This is a genomic window from Acetatifactor aquisgranensis, assembly GCF_943193215.1.
Lineage (GTDB): Bacteria > Bacillota > Clostridia > Lachnospirales > Lachnospiraceae > Acetatifactor > Acetatifactor aquisgranensis.
The window spans coordinates 33,888-51,480 of record NZ_CALPDH010000012.1; the positions used below are offsets into that span (position 1 = coordinate 33,888).

Consider the following 17,593-nt stretch of genomic DNA (forward strand, 5'->3'; position numbering starts at 1 on the left):
TATGTATGTGGAGAAAATCTAAGCTGCACCTGGAAGAATGGAGCTGTCGCATGGAGCCTGAATAGACAGGACATGACAGGCCCTCAGAATGCCCTGATGCCAAGGCGGCAGTGCCGTGCGGCATGGTGGAAGACGGAAAATGGCTGTATCGGAAAGATTGGAAAGATTTCTGCACAGAGGGGTAGGAAAAAACAGGAAACTATGGTAAAATGACACCGTCGTTTCCTGTTTTTGGTTCGGACAGGAGGACAGGAAGGACAGGAAAGGCGCGGATGAGGAGGAACTATGGCACCAGAGAACAGGATTCATCACAGGAAATCTTCCGGGAGGACTTCCCGCAGCGATAGAAAGGAAAACAGACGGAGAAGGCTTGCGGCTCTTTTTTTGGCATGCGTCATTCTGGCAGCGGGGGGGATCCCGGTCGCAGGAGGGACTGTGTCGGCGGGAGAGACCGGGGCCGTGGCCGTGTCGGCGGGGGCGGATATAGGCTCAAACAGCCGGACAGTCAGGGCGGGCATTTTTCACTTCGACGGATACCACATGAAGGACGAGGACGGGAACCTGAGCGGCTACGGCATCGAATTCCTGAACATGGCCGCGGAATATTCCCACCTGAATTTCCAGTATGTGGAATATGACAAATCCTGGAACGATATGCTCACCATGCTGGAGGCGGGCGATATCGACGTGGTCACATCGGGGCGGAAGACGGAGGAATGGGAAGAAAAGTACGCTTTTTCACTGCCCATCGGGCGCAACAGCACCATTCTGTCCATCCAGGCGGACAATGACAGGCTCCACAGCGGCGACTACGATACCTATGAGGGCATGGTGATCGGGGCAGTGGAGGGCAGAAGCCAGAAGCAGAGCCTGGAGGAATTTGCCCAGGAGCACGGTTTTTCCTACCGGATTGTGGAATACGGAGGCGCGGACGAGCTGACCGCGGCTCTGCAGGCGGGAGAGGTAGACGCAATCCTGTCTACAAGTCTGCGGAAAACAGAAAATGAGAGGACGCTGGACGTCATTGAAACCGACTATTTTTATGCCATTGTGCGGAAAGAGGACACGGAGCTGCTCCATGAGATCAATTACGCCATAGGGCAGATGGACATCAATGAAGGGGACTGGATGAACGTTTTGGCTTACAGATACTACGGGCCGGTGTATTCGGATTCCACCCTCTTCACCGAACGGGAGAAGGCCTATATCCAGGATGTGATAGCGGGCCGGAAGACCATTACTGCCATAGCCATCGGGGACAGGGAGCCTTACTCCTATGTGGAGGACGGGGAGCTGAAAGGCATCATGCCGGATTATTTCGCCGCAGTGATGGACATGGCGGGACTGCCCTATGAGCTGGTGGTGACCCCGGACAGGGCAAGTTATTTTGAGCTTGCGGACAGCGGCAGCGTGGATGTGATTATCGACAAGAAAGACTTTGAACCTGTGACGGAAGGGATGGCCAGCCGGGGGTTCGGCACGGATACTTACCTGACGGCCGGGGTGGCAAAGGTGACCAGGAAGGATTTTGACGGCGAAATCACTGCGGTGGCCATTGCGGAGACCCAGGACAATGCCCCCATCGAGCAGGGGCTCACAGGGGACGCGGAGCTTCTCTATTACCCCACCAGGGAGGCGGCGCTGCAGGCGGTCATGGACGGAGAGGCGGAGGCGGCTTTTGTCTACACGTATACGGCACAGCTTTTCGTGAATAATGATTTCACGGATTCCCTGCATTACGCCATTATGAACGACGTGAGTTTTTCTTTCCGGATGTATGTCCGGGAGGGCTGCGACAGAGAGCTTCTGACCATACTGAACAAATGTATCGACCAGATGCCGGATGAGGTGATGAACCAGCTGGTGACGACATACACGGTTTATACGCCACAGGATTTGAGGTTTGCGGATTTTTTGCGGATTCACCCGGAGGCGATGATGGGGGTGGGGCTGACGGTGGTGCTGGCTCTTGGGGTCATCCTGGCCCTGGTGATTAGAACCCGCTGGAACAAGAAGATTTTAGAGACCACGGAGGAGGCCAACCGGGAGTTGCTGGAGCAGCTTGCCATCGTGGATGCGCTGAGCCGTGATTTCGTCAACGTCTTTGCGGTAGATGTCGGGCGGAACCGGGCAAGGATTATCAAGATGATGGGCTATGTGACCACGGGGCTCCACGGGGATGTGAAGGAGGAGTTCACTTATGACGTGATCATGGACAGGTATATCCGGGAGCGGGTGTATGAGGAGGATCAGGCCGGTCTGAAGGAGGCCCTTGCCCTGGAAAATGTGCTGCGGAAGCTGGAGACGGGCAGGGATTATCAGGGAAACTACCGGGTGAAGGACGGGGACGAGGTGCACAATTACCAGTTTTCCTATGTCCATGTGAAGAAGAGCGATTTCCGGAAGGAAGGGTTCATCCTGGCCGGGTTCCGGAACATCGATGAGACCATCCGGGAGGAACAGGTGCAGAAACTGATGCTGGCGGAGGCTTTGGGGGAGGCCCAGTATGCCAACAATGCCAAGACCACTTTCCTCAACAGCATGTCCCACGACATTCGCACCCCCATGAACGCCATCATCGGGTTCACTTCCCTGGCGCTGTCCCACATCGACAACCGGGAGCTGGTGAAGAACTATCTGGAGAAGATCATTACCTCCGGTAACCATCTGCTGAGCCTGATCAATGACGTGCTGGACATGAGCCGCATTGAGAGCGGGAAGGTGAAGATTGAGGAGAAGGAGGCCAGTCTGCCGGAAATCATCCATGACCTGAAGACCATCGTGCAGTCGGACGTGAAGGCAAAGCAGCTGTCCTTCTCCATCGATGCCCAGGATGTGACAGACGAGTTCATCATCTGCGACAGGCTGAGACTGAACCAGGTGCTGCTGAACCTGCTGAGCAATGCGATGAAGTACACTAAGCCCGGCGGCGCCGTCAGCGTGCGCATCATCCAGACCGGGGACGCGCCGGAGGGCTGTGCGGCCTTTGAGTTCCGGGTCAAAGATACCGGCGTGGGCATGAGCAGGGAGTTCATGGAGCATCTCTTTGAGCCCTTCGAGCGGGAACAGACTGCCGCCATCAGCGGGATTCAGGGCACCGGCCTGGGGCTTTCCATTACCAAGAACATCGTGGACATGATGCACGGCACTATTGTGGTGGAAAGCGAGCCGGGAAAGGGCAGCGAATTTATTGTGTCTTTCTGTTTCCGGGTTGCCGGAAAACCGTTGAAGACGGAACATCTGTCCCAACTGGCGGGCAAGCGGGCGCTGGTGGTGGATGACGATATCAATACCTGTACCAGCGTCAGCAGGATGCTTTCCGCCATGGGTCTGCATCCCGACTGGACTACCCTGGGGAAGGAGGCGGTGGTCCGCAGCCGGTTTGCCCTGGAGCAGGAGGAGCCCTTTGACCTGTATCTGGTGGACTGGATGATGCCGGATATGAACGGCGTGGAGACTGTCCGCAGAATCCGCAGAATCGTGGGGGAGGAGGCGCCCATCATTATTTTGACAGCCTACGACTGGGGGGACATCGAGGAGGAGGCCCGGGAGGCCGGGGTCACTACGTTCTGCTCCAAGCCTGTCTTCCTGTCGGAGCTTTGCAATGTACTGACGGCGCCCTACGGGACAGGGGAGCAGAAGGAACAGGAAGAGGCGCTTCCCCCGTGCTTTGAGGGGAAGAAGATTCTTCTGGTGGAGGACAATGAGATCAACCAGGAGATCGCCAGGACTATACTGGAAGAGGCTGGCTTCGTGGTGGACACGGCGGAGGACGGCACAGTGGCTGTGGAGAAGATGAAGGAGAACCCGGCGGGCACTTATGATTTGATTCTGATGGATGTGCAGATGCCCATCATGAACGGGTACCAGGCCACCCGCGCCATCCGTGCCCTGGAGGATTCGGCCAGGGCTGCCATTCCCATTGTGGCCATGACTGCCAATGCTTTTGACGAAGACCGCATGCTGGCGCTGGAAGCAGGCATGGACGGGCATATCGCCAAACCGATTGATATCGCCATGCTGATGGAGACGCTGCGGGAGATTTTGAAAGGGTAGGGGATGGCGTTGGCGACTGGCCGGCGCCTCGTATTCAGGGGATGTTTGGCTTTTGCAGGATTATGCCGGAGGCCGCGGAAATTTGCCGTATGCCCCGATTTGCCGGGGAATCGGCAGCGGCCAGACAGAGTGTCAAAAACCGCACCCTGGCAGAAGGCAAGGGTGCGGCTTTTGGCGGTTAGGCTAATTTCTGGAGTTTTCCGCTATGTTCCATGATGACCTGTTTCATGATTTCATTATCGGCCTGGAGCGCTTCGTATCCTTCTACGGAATCCTTGTATCTTTCGTAGGTGGAGAGATAGCAGGCTTCGATAGTGTTCAGTCTTGGCATGATTTGATTTTCCTGGAACAATTTTATCTGGCGTATTTCGGTCTCGAGATTGGCTTTGACAGACTGTATCTCAGCCTGCAGCTCAGTCCTGACAGACTGTATCTCAGCCTGCAGCTCAGTCCTGACAGACTGTATTTCGGCCTGCAGCTCGGTTTTGACAGACTGTATTTCAGCCTGCAGCTCGGTTCTGACAGACTGTATTTCGGCCTGCAGCTCGGTTCTGACGTATTGTATTTCGCTTTTCAAGGTTTGTATTTCATTTTTTATCGGCTGTATTTCTGCTTTCAATTTTACGTCCAACAATTGCGAAATTGCCAGCAGATCATCATTCGTTAATGCCATAATGGTATACCTCCTTTCAAAGACTATGTCCATCATATCACACGGAAGCCGGATTGTCATCGGATTTTTTCGGGATTTTCCAGATTTCGACAGAATTCGCGTCTATGGCACGCTGTCTTGTCTCATTTTTTCATTTTTGGGATTCCATAGCAGTCAAGGCCTATGCTCACAGGCATCCCATATCGGGCGGTAGGGTTAATGCATAAAAGATGGAGCCAATATCCGTGGGGAAGACGCTTGCTCCAGCCATAGTCATCCCACCGGCACAAATCATGGCGCGCAAAGCCGTTGTGTTCCGCAAATCGTTTCGTCAGCGTCCTGGCGCTCACCGGTCTGGCGGGCGGCGTTTTCCCTGCCTTGTGATAGACTGCCGCCAGCGTTCCTGCGCCTGATTTGCGCCAGGCATCAAAACGCGGGCGCATATCGTCCAGCCTGCGGGCGATTTCCTTTCGCATTTCCCAGGGAAAGACCACCCGGACACACTGTTTCACCGGCTTTCCAATCCGCCGCGCAAAACGCTCCGCCACCGCCAACTCAGCACCTCCCTCAAAACAGGCGGTATCGCAACAAAAGCATTATCTTTCCGCTTGAAATCAAAAATAGCATTCAGGAACATCCGCATAGCCATAACCTCGCCTTTTGTTCAATCTCTGCCGTGGAATGAATTAGGCCTTGACAAACCTACCGATGGTATGTTAATATGAAACCTACCAAAGGTATGTAAGAGAGGTGGGGAAACGTGGCGAGGAACAAGCATCCGGAAGAGACTGTCCGGCTCATTCTGGACGTGGCTTTCCGTCTGTTTATGGAAAAGGGATACGAGAACACTTCCATCCAGGACATCATCAGTGGGCTGGGGGGGCTCAGCAAGGGGGCCATCTATCATCACTTTAAGTCAAAGGACGATATCCTGGTGGCCGTCATAGACAGGATGACCGCGGAATCCAACCAGGCCCTTGCCGACATCCGCGACCGTCTTGATCTGAACGGCAGAGAGAAGCTGAAAGCGATTTTCAAGGCATCCATCTGCCGGCCTGTCCAGGACGACATTTTTACGGTAGCTCCCAATTTCCACAATAATCCGAAGCTTCTGTTCAGTCTGCTGCATGACACCATTGAAGAGGTGGCGCCGCACTATATCCTGCCCATCCTCCGGCAGGGGATTTCGGACGGCTCCATTGGGACGGCGTACCCGGAGCAGCTGGCGGAACTGATTCTGCTGGCGGCCAATATCTGGATGAATCCCATGATATTTGACAGCTCCGTGGAGGAATCCTGCCGCAAATTCATGGTACTGGGCCAGATGCTGCAAGGGTTCGGGCTGGATATCGTGGATGGGGAGATGCTGGAGAAGCTGCGGGAGCTCACGGCAATCTATCAGAACTCCCACGGGGACAGCGGCTCTGCCGGGCAGGGGTGAGCCGGGTTACATGGCAAATTTTGTACCGCGGGAACCTGCTGTATAGGGAGCTGATACCATTGGGTACTGAAAATCTGTCCTGTGAAAGGGGCAGATATCTTTTAAACTTGATACATACCAACCGGCGGTATCAATAACTGCGGAAAGATACAAATTGGAATGGATGAAACTACGGCCATCCGCTTACCTGTGGGCAATCGCCGGGATGGTTTCCTGCCTGGTGGCCATGATGTATGCGACAGCCCATCTGTTCCGGATTGAGCCCAGGATGGCTCCCGGCAATCTGAACCTGGTCATGTGTGGGCTGGGGCTGTCCTGGCCGGGGCTGCCGGTGGGGCCTGTCAGGTTCTGGCAGGCGGAATTAATGCGATGGAGGTTTAGAGAATGAATGAAAAACTGTTTTCCAAAGATTTTACGCTGGTGGTGATCGGCCAGATTGTCTCCCTGTTCGGCAATGCCACCATCCGGTTCGCGCTGCCCCTGTACCTGCTGAATCTGACGGGGTCGTCGGCCCTGTACGGAACCGTCACGGCCTGCGCCTTTGTCCCGGCCATTTTGCTGTCTCCCATAGGCGGCATTGTGGCGGACAGGGTGAATAAAAGGAATATCATGGTGGCGCTGGACTTCTTCACGGCGGCTGTGATCCTGGGCTTTTCCCTGCTGCGGGAGGGCGGCCAAATGGTGCTTCTGCTGACGGTGACCATGATGCTCCTGTACGGCATCGCGGGGGCCTATCAGCCAGCGGTACAGGCCAGCATCCCCGCCCTGGTGCGCCAGGAGCATTTCATGGCGGCGAATTCCGTCATCAATACGGTGAGTTCTTTCGCCTCTTTGATCGGTCCTGTGCTCGGGGGCATTCTGTACAGCGCTTATGGGCTGGAGCCGGTTTTGCTGGTCTGCATGGTGTGCTTTGTGCTGTCGGCGGTGATGGAGATTTTCATCCGGATTCCGTTTCAGAGACAGGCTTCCGGGGGCGGCGTCTTCCGGACGGTCAGGGCCGATTTCGGGGAGAGCGTCCGTTTCATCCGGAAGGAGAAGCCCATAATCGGGAAAGGGGTTGTGATGGTCTGCGGGATTAATCTGTTCCTGTCCGCGATGATTGTGGTGGCGCTGCCCTATCTGGTGACGGAGGTGCTTGACCTGGAGGCTTCTCTGGCCAACAGGCTCTACGGCTTCGCGGAAGGGGCGCTGGCGGCGGGCGGGCTGGCCGGGGGGATCGGTGCCGGTATCTTCGCGGACAGGCTGAAAATCCGGCGGGCCGGCAGTCTTGTGGCAGCCGCGGCGGTCTGCGTGTTTCCCATGGGTGCGGCTCTGCTGCTGTGCCCCTCCGGCATGGTGAATTATGTGATTCTGACGCTGTGCTGCTTTGTCATCATGGTGTTCTCCACTATGTTCAGCGTGCAGATGATGTCTTTCATCCAGACGGAGACACCTCAGCAGTTGATCGGAAAGGTGATAGCGGTGGTCCTCACCGTCTCCATGTGCGCGCAGCCCCTGGGCAATGCGCTGTACGGGGTTCTGTTTGAGGTCTGCAGGGGGCTTGAATACGCAGTCGTCTTATTTTCCGGAGTGACGTCCCTAGGGATTGCCCTGGGGGCGGTCAGGATTTTCCGGGGCTTTGGGGCGGAAACGGAATGATGGACTGCATTAGAGATTGACGAGGATGTCTTGAGAAAGCGCGTGCTTTGGCGGAAAGCAGCGCTTTCTTCGTGTGAGGGATGTATGAGGAACCTACCGGGATTCCGGCATCCGGAAGCCCGCCAGTGCCCTGTTGAGGTAGTCGTTGAAGGGCTTCATGGTTCGGAAAAGCCCCGCCGCTTTTGCGAGGAGCGCCTCCCCGTCCCGCAGCTCCGCGTCCCGGAGCGGATACTCCAGATACCAGCTCTTGTACTTCAGATATTCCGCCTGGGGGTGCTCCTTTTCGTATCCGGCGGGGACGTTTTTCAGCGCATTCCCTTTTACGGTGAAAAGTTCCCGGAACGCGGGCTCCCGGAGAATCCCCTCCCATTCATCCCCGTTTTGGGCGATATGATCCCGCACCATTTTGGTGGCTTCCTTGAACATATCCGCGAACAGCCCGCCGCCCAAAAAGGACTGATCGCCGGGCTTCAGCATCAGATAATACCCCACAGGCACCGGCAGTTTCCCGCCGGAGGAGATATGGGCCCGGAAAGCCGGGTTATAAGGCGATTTGTCATGGCTGAACCGGGTGTCCCGCACCAGCTTGAAGGTAAGGTCTTTGGGCTGGTGCTGCAGGACGCCGCCGTCGAACCTGCCGATTTCCAGCATCAGCTCCTGCAGGAATTCCTCGAAGGCGGCATTGGCCCTCCGGAAGAACTCCTTGTTGGCATGGTACCATTCGCGATTGTTGTTTAAACTTAACTCCGTTAAATAATCCATGATAATTTGAATATTCATAAACGCTCCTTTCCTGAATCAATTTGCGCGACAAATTTTACATAACAGATGCACTCTGCACAACAGATGCACTTTACCTAACAGACGTACTCTGCACAACAAATATGCGCTGCACAGCCGATGTGTTTTTCACCACCGAAAGCTGCGTGGAATCCAGGAATTCCCGGATAAGGCTCCTGGTGCGCTCGGGCGCCCGGTAAGGCCTGCAGAAGGAAAAGTCCTGGGACAGATTGTCAATCTCCTCCATGGCGCATTTCACGTCGAGCATAGTGCCGAGGGGAATCTTCCCGGCGCTGGTGTAATCCAGCCGCAGGGGATCAAGCCTGTGGCTGGAAATCGCGTAATTGATCCTGTCCCTGCACCGGCATCTGCCGCTTCCGTATTCGCCGCAGTAGGTTCCCAGGAAATCCGCCATCTTTTTGCGGATCCGGGAGAGCTTCTGGCGGTAAGCCTCCGGGGTCATGTCCAGAATCTCCCCAGCCATGCGGCTGTCCAGCCGGAACATGGTTCCCAGGATGAAGATGCATCTGCTGTCCGGATCAAGGCACTGCAGCATCACATTGGTACAGGACAGCTTCAGCTCTTCCGCCAGAACCGATTTCTCCACGTCCTGGGTCATGTCCGGCACATCCTGTATCCTCGCGTTCACGATGTCGTCCCCATAGTATTCGAAGCTCAGCGGATGCTGTGCGAACATATGTTTCCTGTAGTCCTTCAGATGATTCACGGCAATGCGGAAGACCCATGTGGCAAAGGCGCTCTCCCCTCTGAAAGAGGAGAGATGGGTAATCACTTTGAGCAGGATATCCTGGGCGGCGTCCTCCGCGTCCGGAAAGGTGCCCAGCATCCGCAGAGACAGGTTGAACACCATATCCTGTATGCCCGTGACCAGCGTCTCCAGGGCTTCTTTCTCCCCGGCAGTGGCTTTTTCGATTAAAGACTGCAGTTCTTCCTTAGTTTTCTGGCTCATAGATTTGTCTCCTTGTGCTGTTTTTTAATCCCTGTTATATTAGACAGGGCATTCCTGTCTTTGTGACAGAGAATCTATCTCTTTTTTATCCTGTTTTCAGGCCGTGTGTCAAGAGCCTGTTTGTCCGCACTGTAGGGACCGCCCGCCGCGCCCCCCCGGAAGCCGCGCCCGGAACCGGGTAATCAGCCAAATGCAGCATGGGAAAATCTTTTTTTGCCAAATACCTTGAAAGAAAGGCGTCAGGCATGTTATATTGAAAGGCAGGTCAATATGTGGATTGTGCTTTTCGGAGGTAGGAAGAACAGGCATGTTAAAGCGATTTTATCCGGATAATGAAGTGGAAAGCGCCTATGGCATCGATTACGGAGGGCTGTATGCGAGAGGATATCGGGGCATCATCTTCGACATAGACAATACTCTGGTGCCCCATGGCGCGCCTGCCGACTGGAGATCGAAAGAGCTTTTCCGAAAGCTGCGGGAAATGGGATTCGATACAGTGCTCCTGTCTAATAACAAGGAGCCTCGGGTAAAGCCCTTTGCAGACGATATGCCGTCAAAATATATTTTCAAAGCCGGAAAGCCCGGGCAGGCGGGATATGAGAAAGCCATGGAGCTGATGGGAACCGATTCCAAAACCACCCTGTTCGTGGGCGACCAGCTTTTTACGGACGTGTGGGGGGCAAAAAAAGCAGGAATCGTCACGTATCTCGTGAAGCCAATCAATCCCAAAGAGGAGATTCAGATAGTCATCAAGCGCAGGCTGGAATGGATTGTCCTGTTCTTTTATCATAGGAAGAAACAGGCTGGGAAAGGCTGAGGGAAATCTGGAATTCTGCAGTAAGGTAACAGCATCGGAACAGGAGGAAAACAGCACGATGAAGATAGACGGATACACCCGCGTCTGCGGCGTGATGGGATGCCCGGTGGAACATACCATGTCGCCGGCCATACATAACACTTTGGCGGAGAGCCTGGGCGAGAACCTGGTATATGTGCCGTTCCGCGTCCCGGCCGGACACGCGGGGGATGCGGTGAAAGGGGCTTTCGCATTGAACCTTTTAGGGGTGAACGTGACCGTGCCCTATAAAAGTGAAGTGATTCCCTTTTTAAAGGAAATAGATTCTCTGGCGGAGACGATTGGCGCCGTGAACACCCTGGTTCGCACAGAGGGCGGCTTCAAGGGATACAATACGGACATGCCCGGCCTGTACCGGGCCATGTGCGAGGACGGTGTGGAGATAGCGGGAGAAAAGGTGCTGATTCTGGGAGCCGGGGGCGTGGCAAGGGCCGTGGCCATCCTGGCGGCGGAAAAGGGAGCGGGCCGGATCGTCATCCTGAACCGCACGCAGGAGAAAGCGCAGAAAATAGCAGAAGAAGTGAACCTCCTGGCTGGCAGACGGCTGGCGGAGGCGAAAGCGCTGGAGGAATACGCTTCGCTGCCGGCGGAAAAGTATCTGGCCATACAGGCTACCAATGTAGGGATGTTCCCCAAGGTGGAGAAAGCGGTCATCGAAGATGCCGCTTTCTATGAAAAAATCCACACCGGCTACGACCTTGTCTTCAATCCGGCCCGGACCAGGTTCATGTCCCTGGTGCGGGAAAGCGGGGGCAGGGCTTTCGGAGGCCTGAAGATGCTGCTGTATCAGGGAATCATAGCTTATGAGCTCTGGACAGGGGCGGAGATTGACTCCGAACTGGCAGGGAAAGCCTATGGGGAGATGCGGAAAGCCATGAAGATTGAATGATGCATCCTGCTGTCCGCAGACAGATGAAAAAGACGGAAAAACAGAAGCAGGGAGACAGAAGATGGGGAAGAAAAATGTGATTTTGACCGGCTTCATGGGGAGCGGCAAGACCTCTGTAGGTCTGAGGCTCTCCTACAGGCTGCGCAGGCCCGTGGAGGATACGGACAAGCTGATAGAGCGCAGAGAGGGGCGCAGCATCAGCGAGATATTCGCGAAAGAGGGAGAGGCTCATTTCCGGCAGCTGGAGACCGCGCTGCTGGCGGAGCTGGCGGAAAGGAGCTACACCGCTATCTATTCCGTGGGAGGCGGCACCCCGGTCCGGCCGGAGAACAGGAAGCTTTTAAGGCAGCTGGGGAAAGTGGTACTGCTGCGGATAAAGCCTGAGACAGTGTACGAAAGGCTGAAAGAAGATACCACAAGGCCGCTTTTGCAGTGCGGGGATCCCCTGAAGCGGATACGGGAGCTGATGGAGAGCCGGAAAGAAGCCTACGAGTCCTGCGCCGATGTCATCCTGGACGTCGACGACATGGAGATGGAGGATATCATAGGAGAGATAGAAAAGGAGATGAACCGAATGAAGCTTTTAGTGATCAACGGACCCAATATCAATTTCCTGGGAATCCGGGAGAAGAGCATATACGGCGCGCAGGATTACCAATACCTGCTGAACCTGATTCAGAAAAAGGCGCAGGACACCGGGAACGACATTGAAGTATACCAGAGCAACCACGAGGGAGCCATCATCGACAGGATTCAGGAGGCTTACTTTGACGGAACGGAGGGTATCGTTATCAATCCCGGAGCCTACACTCATTACAGCTACGCCATCCGGGACGCCCTTGCCAGCATCACGGTGCCCAAGGTGGAAATCCATATCTCGGACATCACGAAGCGGGAGGAATTCAGGAAAGTGTCCGTGACCGCTCCTGTCTGTGACAGACAGATTTACGGACTGGGCCTGGAGGGGTATCTGAAAGCCATCGAGTATATCCTCCAGAAAGCAACATAATTTTTTCCAAGTTTTTTTCAAAAACAGTTGAAATTTGTACTTGTTTATATTAAACTAGTCTAGGATTATATTTGTGAGTAAAATTAGGAGGAATATGATATGATTTCTGCAGGTGATTTCCGAAACGGTATTACCATTGAGTATGATAACAATGTGTATCAGATTATTGAATTCCAGCATGTGAAGCCCGGAAAGGGAGCTGCTTTCGTCAGGACGAAGCTGAAGAACATCAAGAGCAGCGGCGTGATTGAGAAGTCTTTCCGCCCTACTGAGAAATTCCCCCAGGCCCGTATTGACAGGAAAGATCTGCAGTATCTGTATGCGGACGGAGACCTGTACTATTTTATGGATACAGAGAGCTATGAGCAGATTGCCCTCAACAGCGAGACCGTGGGCGATGCGCTGAAGTTCGTAAAAGAAAATGAGATGTGCAAGATCTGCTCCCATAACGGAAGCGTATACTCTGTGGAGCCTCCTCTGTTCGTGGAGCTGGAGATTACGGATACCGAGCCCGGGTTCAAGGGAGATACCGCCACAGGAGCATCTAAGCCCGCCACCGTGGAGACAGGTGCGCAGGTGGCAGTTCCTCTGTTCGTGAATCAGGGAGACAAGATTAAGATTGACACCAGGACAGGAGAGTATCTGTCCCGCGTCTGATTTCAGGTTTATGCTGCTCTTTCTAGTGTCTGCCAGAGCGCGGGCGCTGTTGCGCATGTTGATGAGAAATGGTAAGGACAGCGCAGAAAGAGGAAGAGTATGAATATAAACGAATTCGCAGAAAAAATCTGCAGTGCGGTGAAGAAAGAACTCGGTGCAGGTTACCGGGTGGAATGCAAGGAGGTACGAAAGAACAACGGGGTCATCCTCCACGGACTTCTGGTTCTGGGTGAGGACAGGAATGTGGCGCCGACGATTTATCTGGATACTTTTCTGGAGGCGTATGAAGCGGGAGCTGCGTTCAAGTCTATCTTACAACGGCTGTTGGAAATCTGCCGGGAAGATATGGCGAAAGGAACCGTTGACATGGAATTTTTCCGGTCCTTTGAGCAGGTGCGGGACAGAATCTGTTACCGCCTGATCGGCAGGAAAGGAAATGAAGAACTGTTGGAAGATATACCATATATTGAATTTCTGGATTTGGCAATCTGTTTTTACTATGCCTACCATGGAGATGCCCTGGGAGACGGGACGATTCTCATCCATAACTCCCATCTGGATCTCTGGGAGACTTGTACGGCAGAGCTGTTCGGTCTGGCGAAGCGCAATACTCAGAAGCTGTTCCCCTGGGTGTGCAGCTCTCTCACAGAGGTGCTGGGAGAGATGGCGGGACAGGAAATCAGCCCGGAAGAGGCCACGGTGCAGGAGGAGTTCCTGCAGGAGATGCCTCTGCAGGTCCTGAGCAATGTAAAGAGGACCCACGGAGCCATCTGCATGCTGTATCCGGGCGTGCTGGAGGCGCTTGCCGCAAAGGAGGGGCGGAATTTCTACATCCTGCCCAGCTCCATCCATGAGGTGATTCTGCTGGCGGACACAGGTGCCGGCTCGGCGGGAGAACTCAGGAAAATGGTCGCAGAGGTGAACAGTACACAGGTCGCTCCGGAAGAAGTCCTTTCTGACAGTCTTTACTATTTCGATTCCACCGATAAAAGGGTCAAAATTATTTTCTAAGAATTTCCTTGAATTTATAGTAGACATATCAAACATTTTGTGATATTATAGTCAAAGCGATGTAACAATTTTGTAATATTTGCATCCGTAGTCTAATGGATAGAACGAAGGCCTCCGACGCCTTTAATGCAGGTTCGATTCCTGTCGGATGCATTTACATCGCTTTGGCTTTTATTTACCATATCAGAAAGGAGCCGCAAGCGGCTCCTTGTGTCACGGCACAGTTATGCGGCGCATGGCGGGCCGTTGTATTGTCTGTAAGGAAGGTGTGAAGATATGTCAAATGATAATAAGATGTCAATTCGTGATTCTATTGTAAAATATTCCAAATTCCTGTTCCCTGCCATCGTGATTCTGGTAGCGGCATGTACGGTCTCCTATGCGCTGGGGGCCAACAGCAGGAAGACAGAGCAGCCAGAGGAGTCTGCGCCGCCCGCGGAAGAGACTGTGGCGCCGGTGAGCCTGGAAGGAGAGGGGAGCGATGAACAGCCGGAGGAGGACGCGCCCAAGGAGACGCCGCTGATACTCAGCGAGGATGCCGGTATCCAGGCGCTGATTGCCTCTTATTATGACACTATGGCTTCCGGGGACAGCGCTGCCATGACGGCCCTGTATGATGAGCTGACGGAGAATGAACAGCTGCGCTGCGAGGAAATGGCCAAGTACGTGGACCATATCTCGAATGTGGAGGTTTATACGAAAGACGGTCCTGAGACGGGAGCGATATTGGTTTACGCTTATTACCGGATCAGTTTCCTGAACCATGAGGAGGAGGTTCCCGGCTGGCAGATGTTCTATGTCCGCGACGATGGGCAGGGCGCTTACCATATCAAAAACGAGAAGAACTTCACAGAGGAAGAGAAGCAGTATATCAGTGACATGTCAGGGCAGGATGATGTGATAGAGTTCCATAACCGCGTGACTGTGGAATACAATGCGCTGATGGAAGCCAATCCTCAGATGCTGACCTATCTTGGAGAGCTGGGCACGCAGGTGAATGCGGCCGTGGGCGTGCGTCTGGCTGAACAGAATGCGGTACCGGCAGAGGGCGATGGACAAGCCGAGGGCACGGAGGCACCGGCCGGCACAGAGACTCCGGATGCTGCAGCTCCGGCGGAGAGTACGCCTCAGAGCGCCCTGGCGACTACCACTGTCAATGTCAGAAGTTCCGACAGCGAACAGGCTGACAGGCTGGGACAGGTAGAGGGCGGCACCAGGGTCCAGGTGCAGGAGGTTCGCGCCAACGGCTGGACGAAGATTGTCTACGATGGTGCAGACGGCTATATCAAAACAGAGTTCCTGCAGATGGAGGAGAGTGCCGAGGGCCAGGAAGTGGTCGGCACTGTGACCGCGAACACCAATGTCAATGTGCGCGCCGCCGCGAGCGAGACTGCCGAGCAGCTGGGAATCCTGGTAGGCGGGGACACAGCGGAGCTTCTGGGAACGGAAGGCGACTGGTGCAAGATAAAGTTTGACGGCAAGGCAGGTTATGTGAAAGCTGAATTTGTCACTCAGTAATGTATAAAATCCTGAAATAAGGAAAGCCTTTTATGGAGAACGGACAGTTCTTTATAAGAGGCTTTTTCAGACAGGAAGGAGATACATTTGCGATGAAATCACAGGAGGCGACGGTATACAGGGAGATACAGAGAAATACAGAGATGGCGATGAAGGCAATCGACACGATTTCGGGAAAGGTGTACGATGATGACCTTGCGCTGCAGATTTCCAGACAATCCTTAAAATATGCGGAACTTTACAATGAGGCATCAAAACAGCTGATGGAGGGAAAGGCGGAGTGCTACCAGAGCAATGCCCTTACCGATGCCATGCTCAAGACGGGCATCCACTACAATACCATGCTGAACACCAGCACGGGGCATATCGCGGAGATGATGATCAAGGGGAGCAACGAAGGCATACTGGAGATGGAGAAGGTGCTGAAGCACAATGAGAACGCGGGGGAGCGCCCTACGGCTCTGGCGAAGCAGCTGATCGACTTCGAGCAGAGCAATATCAAACGCCTGAAAGATTATCTGTAGTGCAGGCGCAGGGGCGGAATTGGAAAAGTTGTGCAAATTGATTAAAAAAATCCCGAAAACTTTTTCGATTTAGTGAATTAAAGTGTTGTGCATTTTACATTCACAGGTTATAATAAGGACAGGGCTATAGTGATAAGAAAGCATAGGAGGAGTCCTATGCTTTTTTCATATAAAAGTAAGAGGAGGATATTAAAATGTCATATGTTGATGAGGTTTTTGACTATGTAGTGGCCAAGAATCCTGCCCAGCCGGAGTTCCATCAGGCTGTGAAGGAAGTTCTGGAGTCCCTTCGCGTGGTGATCGAGGCAAATGAGGAAAAGTACCGCAAGGATGCGCTGCTGGAGAGAATCGTGACGCCTGAGCGCCAGCTGCTCTTCCGTGTGCCCTGGGTGGACGACAAGGGACAGGTGCATGTGAACAACGCTTTCCGCGTACAGTTCAACTCGGCCATCGGGCCCTACAAGGGCGGACTGAGGCTGCATCCCAGTGTGAACCTTGGCATCATCAAGTTTCTTGGCTTTGAGCAGATCTTCAAGAATTCCCTCACCGGCCTTCCCATCGGCGGCGGCAAGGGCGGCTGCGATTTCGACCCCAAGGGCAAATCGGACAGAGAAGTGATGGCTTTCTGCCAGAGCTTCATGACAGAGCTCCACAAGTACATCGGCGCTGACACGGATGTGCCCGCAGGCGACATCGGCACAGGTGCAAGGGAAATCGGCTATATGTACGGCCAGTACAAGAGGCTGACAGGCCTCTACGAGGGCGTGCTCACGGGCAAGGGCTTAAGCTACGGCGGCTCTCTGGCCAGGACTGAGGCTACCGGCTATGGCCTGCTGTATCTGACGGAGGAGATGCTCAAGTGCAACGGTAAGGACATCGCAGGCAAGACCGTGGCAGTATCCGGAGCTGGAAACGTGGCGATTTACGCTATCCAGAAAGCACAGCAGCTGGGCGCTAAGCCTGTGACCTGCTCTGACTCCACCGGATGGATTTACGATCCTGAAGGGATTGACGTGGCGCTTCTGAAAGAAGTGAAGGAGGTGAAGCGCGCAAGGCTCACCGAATATGCGGCTTCAAGACCCGGCGCCCAGTACCATGAGTGCGCTCCGGGCAGCAATGTGTGGACCGTGAAGTGCGACATCGCTCTTCCCTGCGCTACACAGAATGAACTGAACCTGGAGGATGCGAAGACCCTGGTGGCAAACGGCTGCTTTGCGGTGGCAGAGGGCGCGAACATGCCTGCCACCATGGAAGCCACAGAGTATTTCCAGGAGAACAAGGTCCTGTTCTGCCCCGGAAAGGCAGCGAACGCAGGCGGCGTGGCCACCTCCGCTCTGGAAATGAGCCAGAACAGCGAGCGCCTCAGCTGGACTTTCGAGGAAGTGGATTCCAAGCTGAAGGGCATCATGGTGAATATCTTCCATAACCTGGATGATGCGGCGAAGAAGTACGGGATGGACGGGAACTATGTGGCAGGAGCCAATATCGCGGGCTTCCTGAAAGTGGCAGATGCCATGACGGCGCAGGGTATCGTGTAGGCGCGGCGATAAGGAATGAATGGAAATACCGGCAGGGCCAGAGATGGCCTGATG

The 17,593-nt window shown here is 54.3% G+C and carries 16 protein-coding genes, 1 tRNA gene and 1 pseudogene; 14 read left to right on the plus strand and 4 right to left on the minus strand.

Features of this window, described 5'->3' with window-relative positions; translation table 11 throughout:
* Positions 1-285 precede the first annotated feature (285 nt).
* The gene (locus NFS35_RS11710) at positions 286-4,056 is read left to right on the plus strand and encodes a response regulator (protein WP_251207317.1); all 3,771 of its coding nucleotides are present in this window, start codon (positions 286-288) and stop codon (positions 4,054-4,056) included.
* Positions 4,057-4,234: 178 nt separating this feature from the next.
* On the opposite strand, the gene NFS35_RS11715 is transcribed toward NFS35_RS11710, so the two are convergent.
* Positions 4,235-4,729, minus strand: coding sequence for a hypothetical protein (locus NFS35_RS11715; protein ID WP_251207318.1), 495 nt, complete (start codon positions 4,727-4,729; stop codon positions 4,235-4,237).
* A 122-nt stretch (positions 4,730-4,851) separates the two neighbouring features.
* Positions 4,852-5,262 (minus strand): hypothetical protein, encoded by a 411-nt coding sequence (locus NFS35_RS11720; protein WP_251207319.1) that lies wholly within the window; start codon positions 5,260-5,262, stop codon positions 4,852-4,854.
* Positions 5,263-5,468: 206 nt separating this feature from the next.
* Between NFS35_RS11720 and NFS35_RS11725 the strand changes: the two genes are divergently transcribed.
* From NFS35_RS11725 to NFS35_RS11735, 3 genes are all read left to right on the plus strand, one after another.
* A complete protein-coding gene (locus tag NFS35_RS11725; protein WP_251207320.1) occupies positions 5,469-6,149 on the plus strand; it encodes a TetR/AcrR family transcriptional regulator in 681 nt (226 codons plus the stop codon).
* A gap of 154 nt (positions 6,150-6,303) precedes the next feature.
* Positions 6,304-6,537, plus strand: coding sequence for a hypothetical protein (locus tag NFS35_RS11730; RefSeq protein ID WP_251207321.1), 234 nt, complete (start codon positions 6,304-6,306; stop codon positions 6,535-6,537).
* Positions 6,534-7,787 carry an MFS transporter gene (locus NFS35_RS11735; protein ID WP_251207322.1) on the plus strand — a complete coding sequence of 418 codons (1,254 nt, stop codon included), beginning with the start codon at positions 6,534-6,536 and terminating at the stop codon, positions 7,785-7,787. The genes NFS35_RS11730 and NFS35_RS11735 overlap by 4 nt, the downstream gene beginning before the upstream one ends.
* A gap of 93 nt (positions 7,788-7,880) precedes the next feature.
* Here the strand turns inward: NFS35_RS11735 and NFS35_RS11740 are convergent, their stop codons facing one another.
* Positions 7,881-8,567 (minus strand): DUF2461 domain-containing protein, encoded by a 687-nt coding sequence (locus NFS35_RS11740; protein WP_251207323.1) that lies wholly within the window; start codon positions 8,565-8,567, stop codon positions 7,881-7,883.
* Between the two features lie 73 nt (positions 8,568-8,640).
* Complete coding sequence (locus NFS35_RS11745; RefSeq protein WP_251207324.1) at positions 8,641-9,537, minus strand: RNA polymerase sigma factor; 897 nt, start codon at positions 9,535-9,537, stop codon at positions 8,641-8,643.
* Between the two features lie 307 nt (positions 9,538-9,844).
* On the opposite strand from NFS35_RS11745, the gene NFS35_RS11750 reads away from it, so the two are divergent.
* From NFS35_RS11750 to gdhA, 10 genes and pseudogenes are all read left to right on the plus strand, one after another.
* Positions 9,845-10,354 (plus strand): YqeG family HAD IIIA-type phosphatase, encoded by a 510-nt coding sequence (locus tag NFS35_RS11750; protein ID WP_251207325.1) that lies wholly within the window; start codon positions 9,845-9,847, stop codon positions 10,352-10,354.
* A gap of 58 nt (positions 10,355-10,412) precedes the next feature.
* On the plus strand, positions 10,413-11,282 hold the full coding sequence (gene aroE, locus NFS35_RS11755) for a shikimate dehydrogenase (RefSeq protein WP_251207326.1): 870 nt from the start codon (positions 10,413-10,415) through the stop codon (positions 11,280-11,282).
* Positions 11,283-11,376: 94 nt separating this feature from the next.
* Positions 11,377-11,787 (plus strand): annotated as a pseudogene (locus NFS35_RS29670) (shikimate kinase); the annotation flags it as partial.
* 69 nt (positions 11,788-11,856) lie between these two features.
* Positions 11,857-12,291 (plus strand): type II 3-dehydroquinate dehydratase, encoded by a 435-nt coding sequence (aroQ, locus tag NFS35_RS29675; protein ID WP_251207433.1) that lies wholly within the window; start codon positions 11,857-11,859, stop codon positions 12,289-12,291.
* A gap of 99 nt (positions 12,292-12,390) precedes the next feature.
* Entirely contained in the window at positions 12,391-12,948 is a 558-nt protein-coding gene (gene efp, locus NFS35_RS11770; RefSeq protein WP_251207327.1) for an elongation factor P, read from the plus strand.
* Between the two features lie 99 nt (positions 12,949-13,047).
* Positions 13,048-13,959, plus strand: a complete 912-nt coding sequence (locus NFS35_RS11775) for a DUF5688 family protein (RefSeq protein ID WP_251207328.1) — start codon at positions 13,048-13,050, stop codon at positions 13,957-13,959.
* Between the two features lie 81 nt (positions 13,960-14,040).
* Positions 14,041-14,112: transfer RNA gene (locus NFS35_RS11780), tRNA-Arg, on the plus strand.
* A gap of 123 nt (positions 14,113-14,235) precedes the next feature.
* Positions 14,236-15,477: an SH3 domain-containing protein gene (locus tag NFS35_RS11785; RefSeq protein ID WP_251207329.1), complete on the plus strand. Its 1,242-nt coding sequence runs from the start codon at positions 14,236-14,238 to the stop codon at positions 15,475-15,477.
* Between the two features lie 92 nt (positions 15,478-15,569).
* Complete coding sequence (locus tag NFS35_RS11790) at positions 15,570-16,001, plus strand: hypothetical protein (RefSeq protein ID WP_251207330.1); 432 nt, start codon at positions 15,570-15,572, stop codon at positions 15,999-16,001.
* A 194-nt stretch (positions 16,002-16,195) separates the two neighbouring features.
* On the plus strand, positions 16,196-17,539 hold the full coding sequence (gene gdhA, locus NFS35_RS11795; RefSeq protein ID WP_251207331.1) for an NADP-specific glutamate dehydrogenase: 1,344 nt from the start codon (positions 16,196-16,198) through the stop codon (positions 17,537-17,539).
* Positions 17,540-17,593 lie beyond the last annotated feature (54 nt).

Bases quoted from the DNA above. Each gene is read 5' to 3' on its own strand.
- NFS35_RS11710 (WP_251207317.1), top strand. From the start codon at position 286: ATGGCACCAGAGAACAGGATTCATCACAGGAAATCTTCCGGGAGGACT.
- NFS35_RS11715 (WP_251207318.1), bottom strand. From the start codon at position 4,729: ATGGCATTAACGAATGATGATCTGCTGGCAATTTCGCAATTGTTGGAC.
- NFS35_RS11735 (WP_251207322.1), top strand. From the start codon at position 6,534: ATGAATGAAAAACTGTTTTCCAAAGATTTTACGCTGGTGGTGATCGGC.
- NFS35_RS11740 (WP_251207323.1), bottom strand. From the start codon at position 8,567: ATGAATATTCAAATTATCATGGATTATTTAACGGAGTTAAGTTTAAAC.
- NFS35_RS11745 (WP_251207324.1), bottom strand. From the start codon at position 9,537: ATGAGCCAGAAAACTAAGGAAGAACTGCAGTCTTTAATCGAAAAAGCC.
- NFS35_RS11750 (WP_251207325.1), top strand. From the start codon at position 9,845: ATGTTAAAGCGATTTTATCCGGATAATGAAGTGGAAAGCGCCTATGGC.
- aroE (WP_251207326.1), top strand. From the start codon at position 10,413: ATGAAGATAGACGGATACACCCGCGTCTGCGGCGTGATGGGATGCCCG.
- aroQ (WP_251207433.1), top strand. From the start codon at position 11,857: ATGAAGCTTTTAGTGATCAACGGACCCAATATCAATTTCCTGGGAATC.
- efp (WP_251207327.1), top strand. From the start codon at position 12,391: ATGATTTCTGCAGGTGATTTCCGAAACGGTATTACCATTGAGTATGAT.
- NFS35_RS11775 (WP_251207328.1), top strand. From the start codon at position 13,048: ATGAATATAAACGAATTCGCAGAAAAAATCTGCAGTGCGGTGAAGAAA.
- NFS35_RS11785 (WP_251207329.1), top strand. From the start codon at position 14,236: ATGTCAAATGATAATAAGATGTCAATTCGTGATTCTATTGTAAAATAT.
- NFS35_RS11790 (WP_251207330.1), top strand. From the start codon at position 15,570: ATGAAATCACAGGAGGCGACGGTATACAGGGAGATACAGAGAAATACA.
- gdhA (WP_251207331.1), top strand. From the start codon at position 16,196: ATGTCATATGTTGATGAGGTTTTTGACTATGTAGTGGCCAAGAATCCT.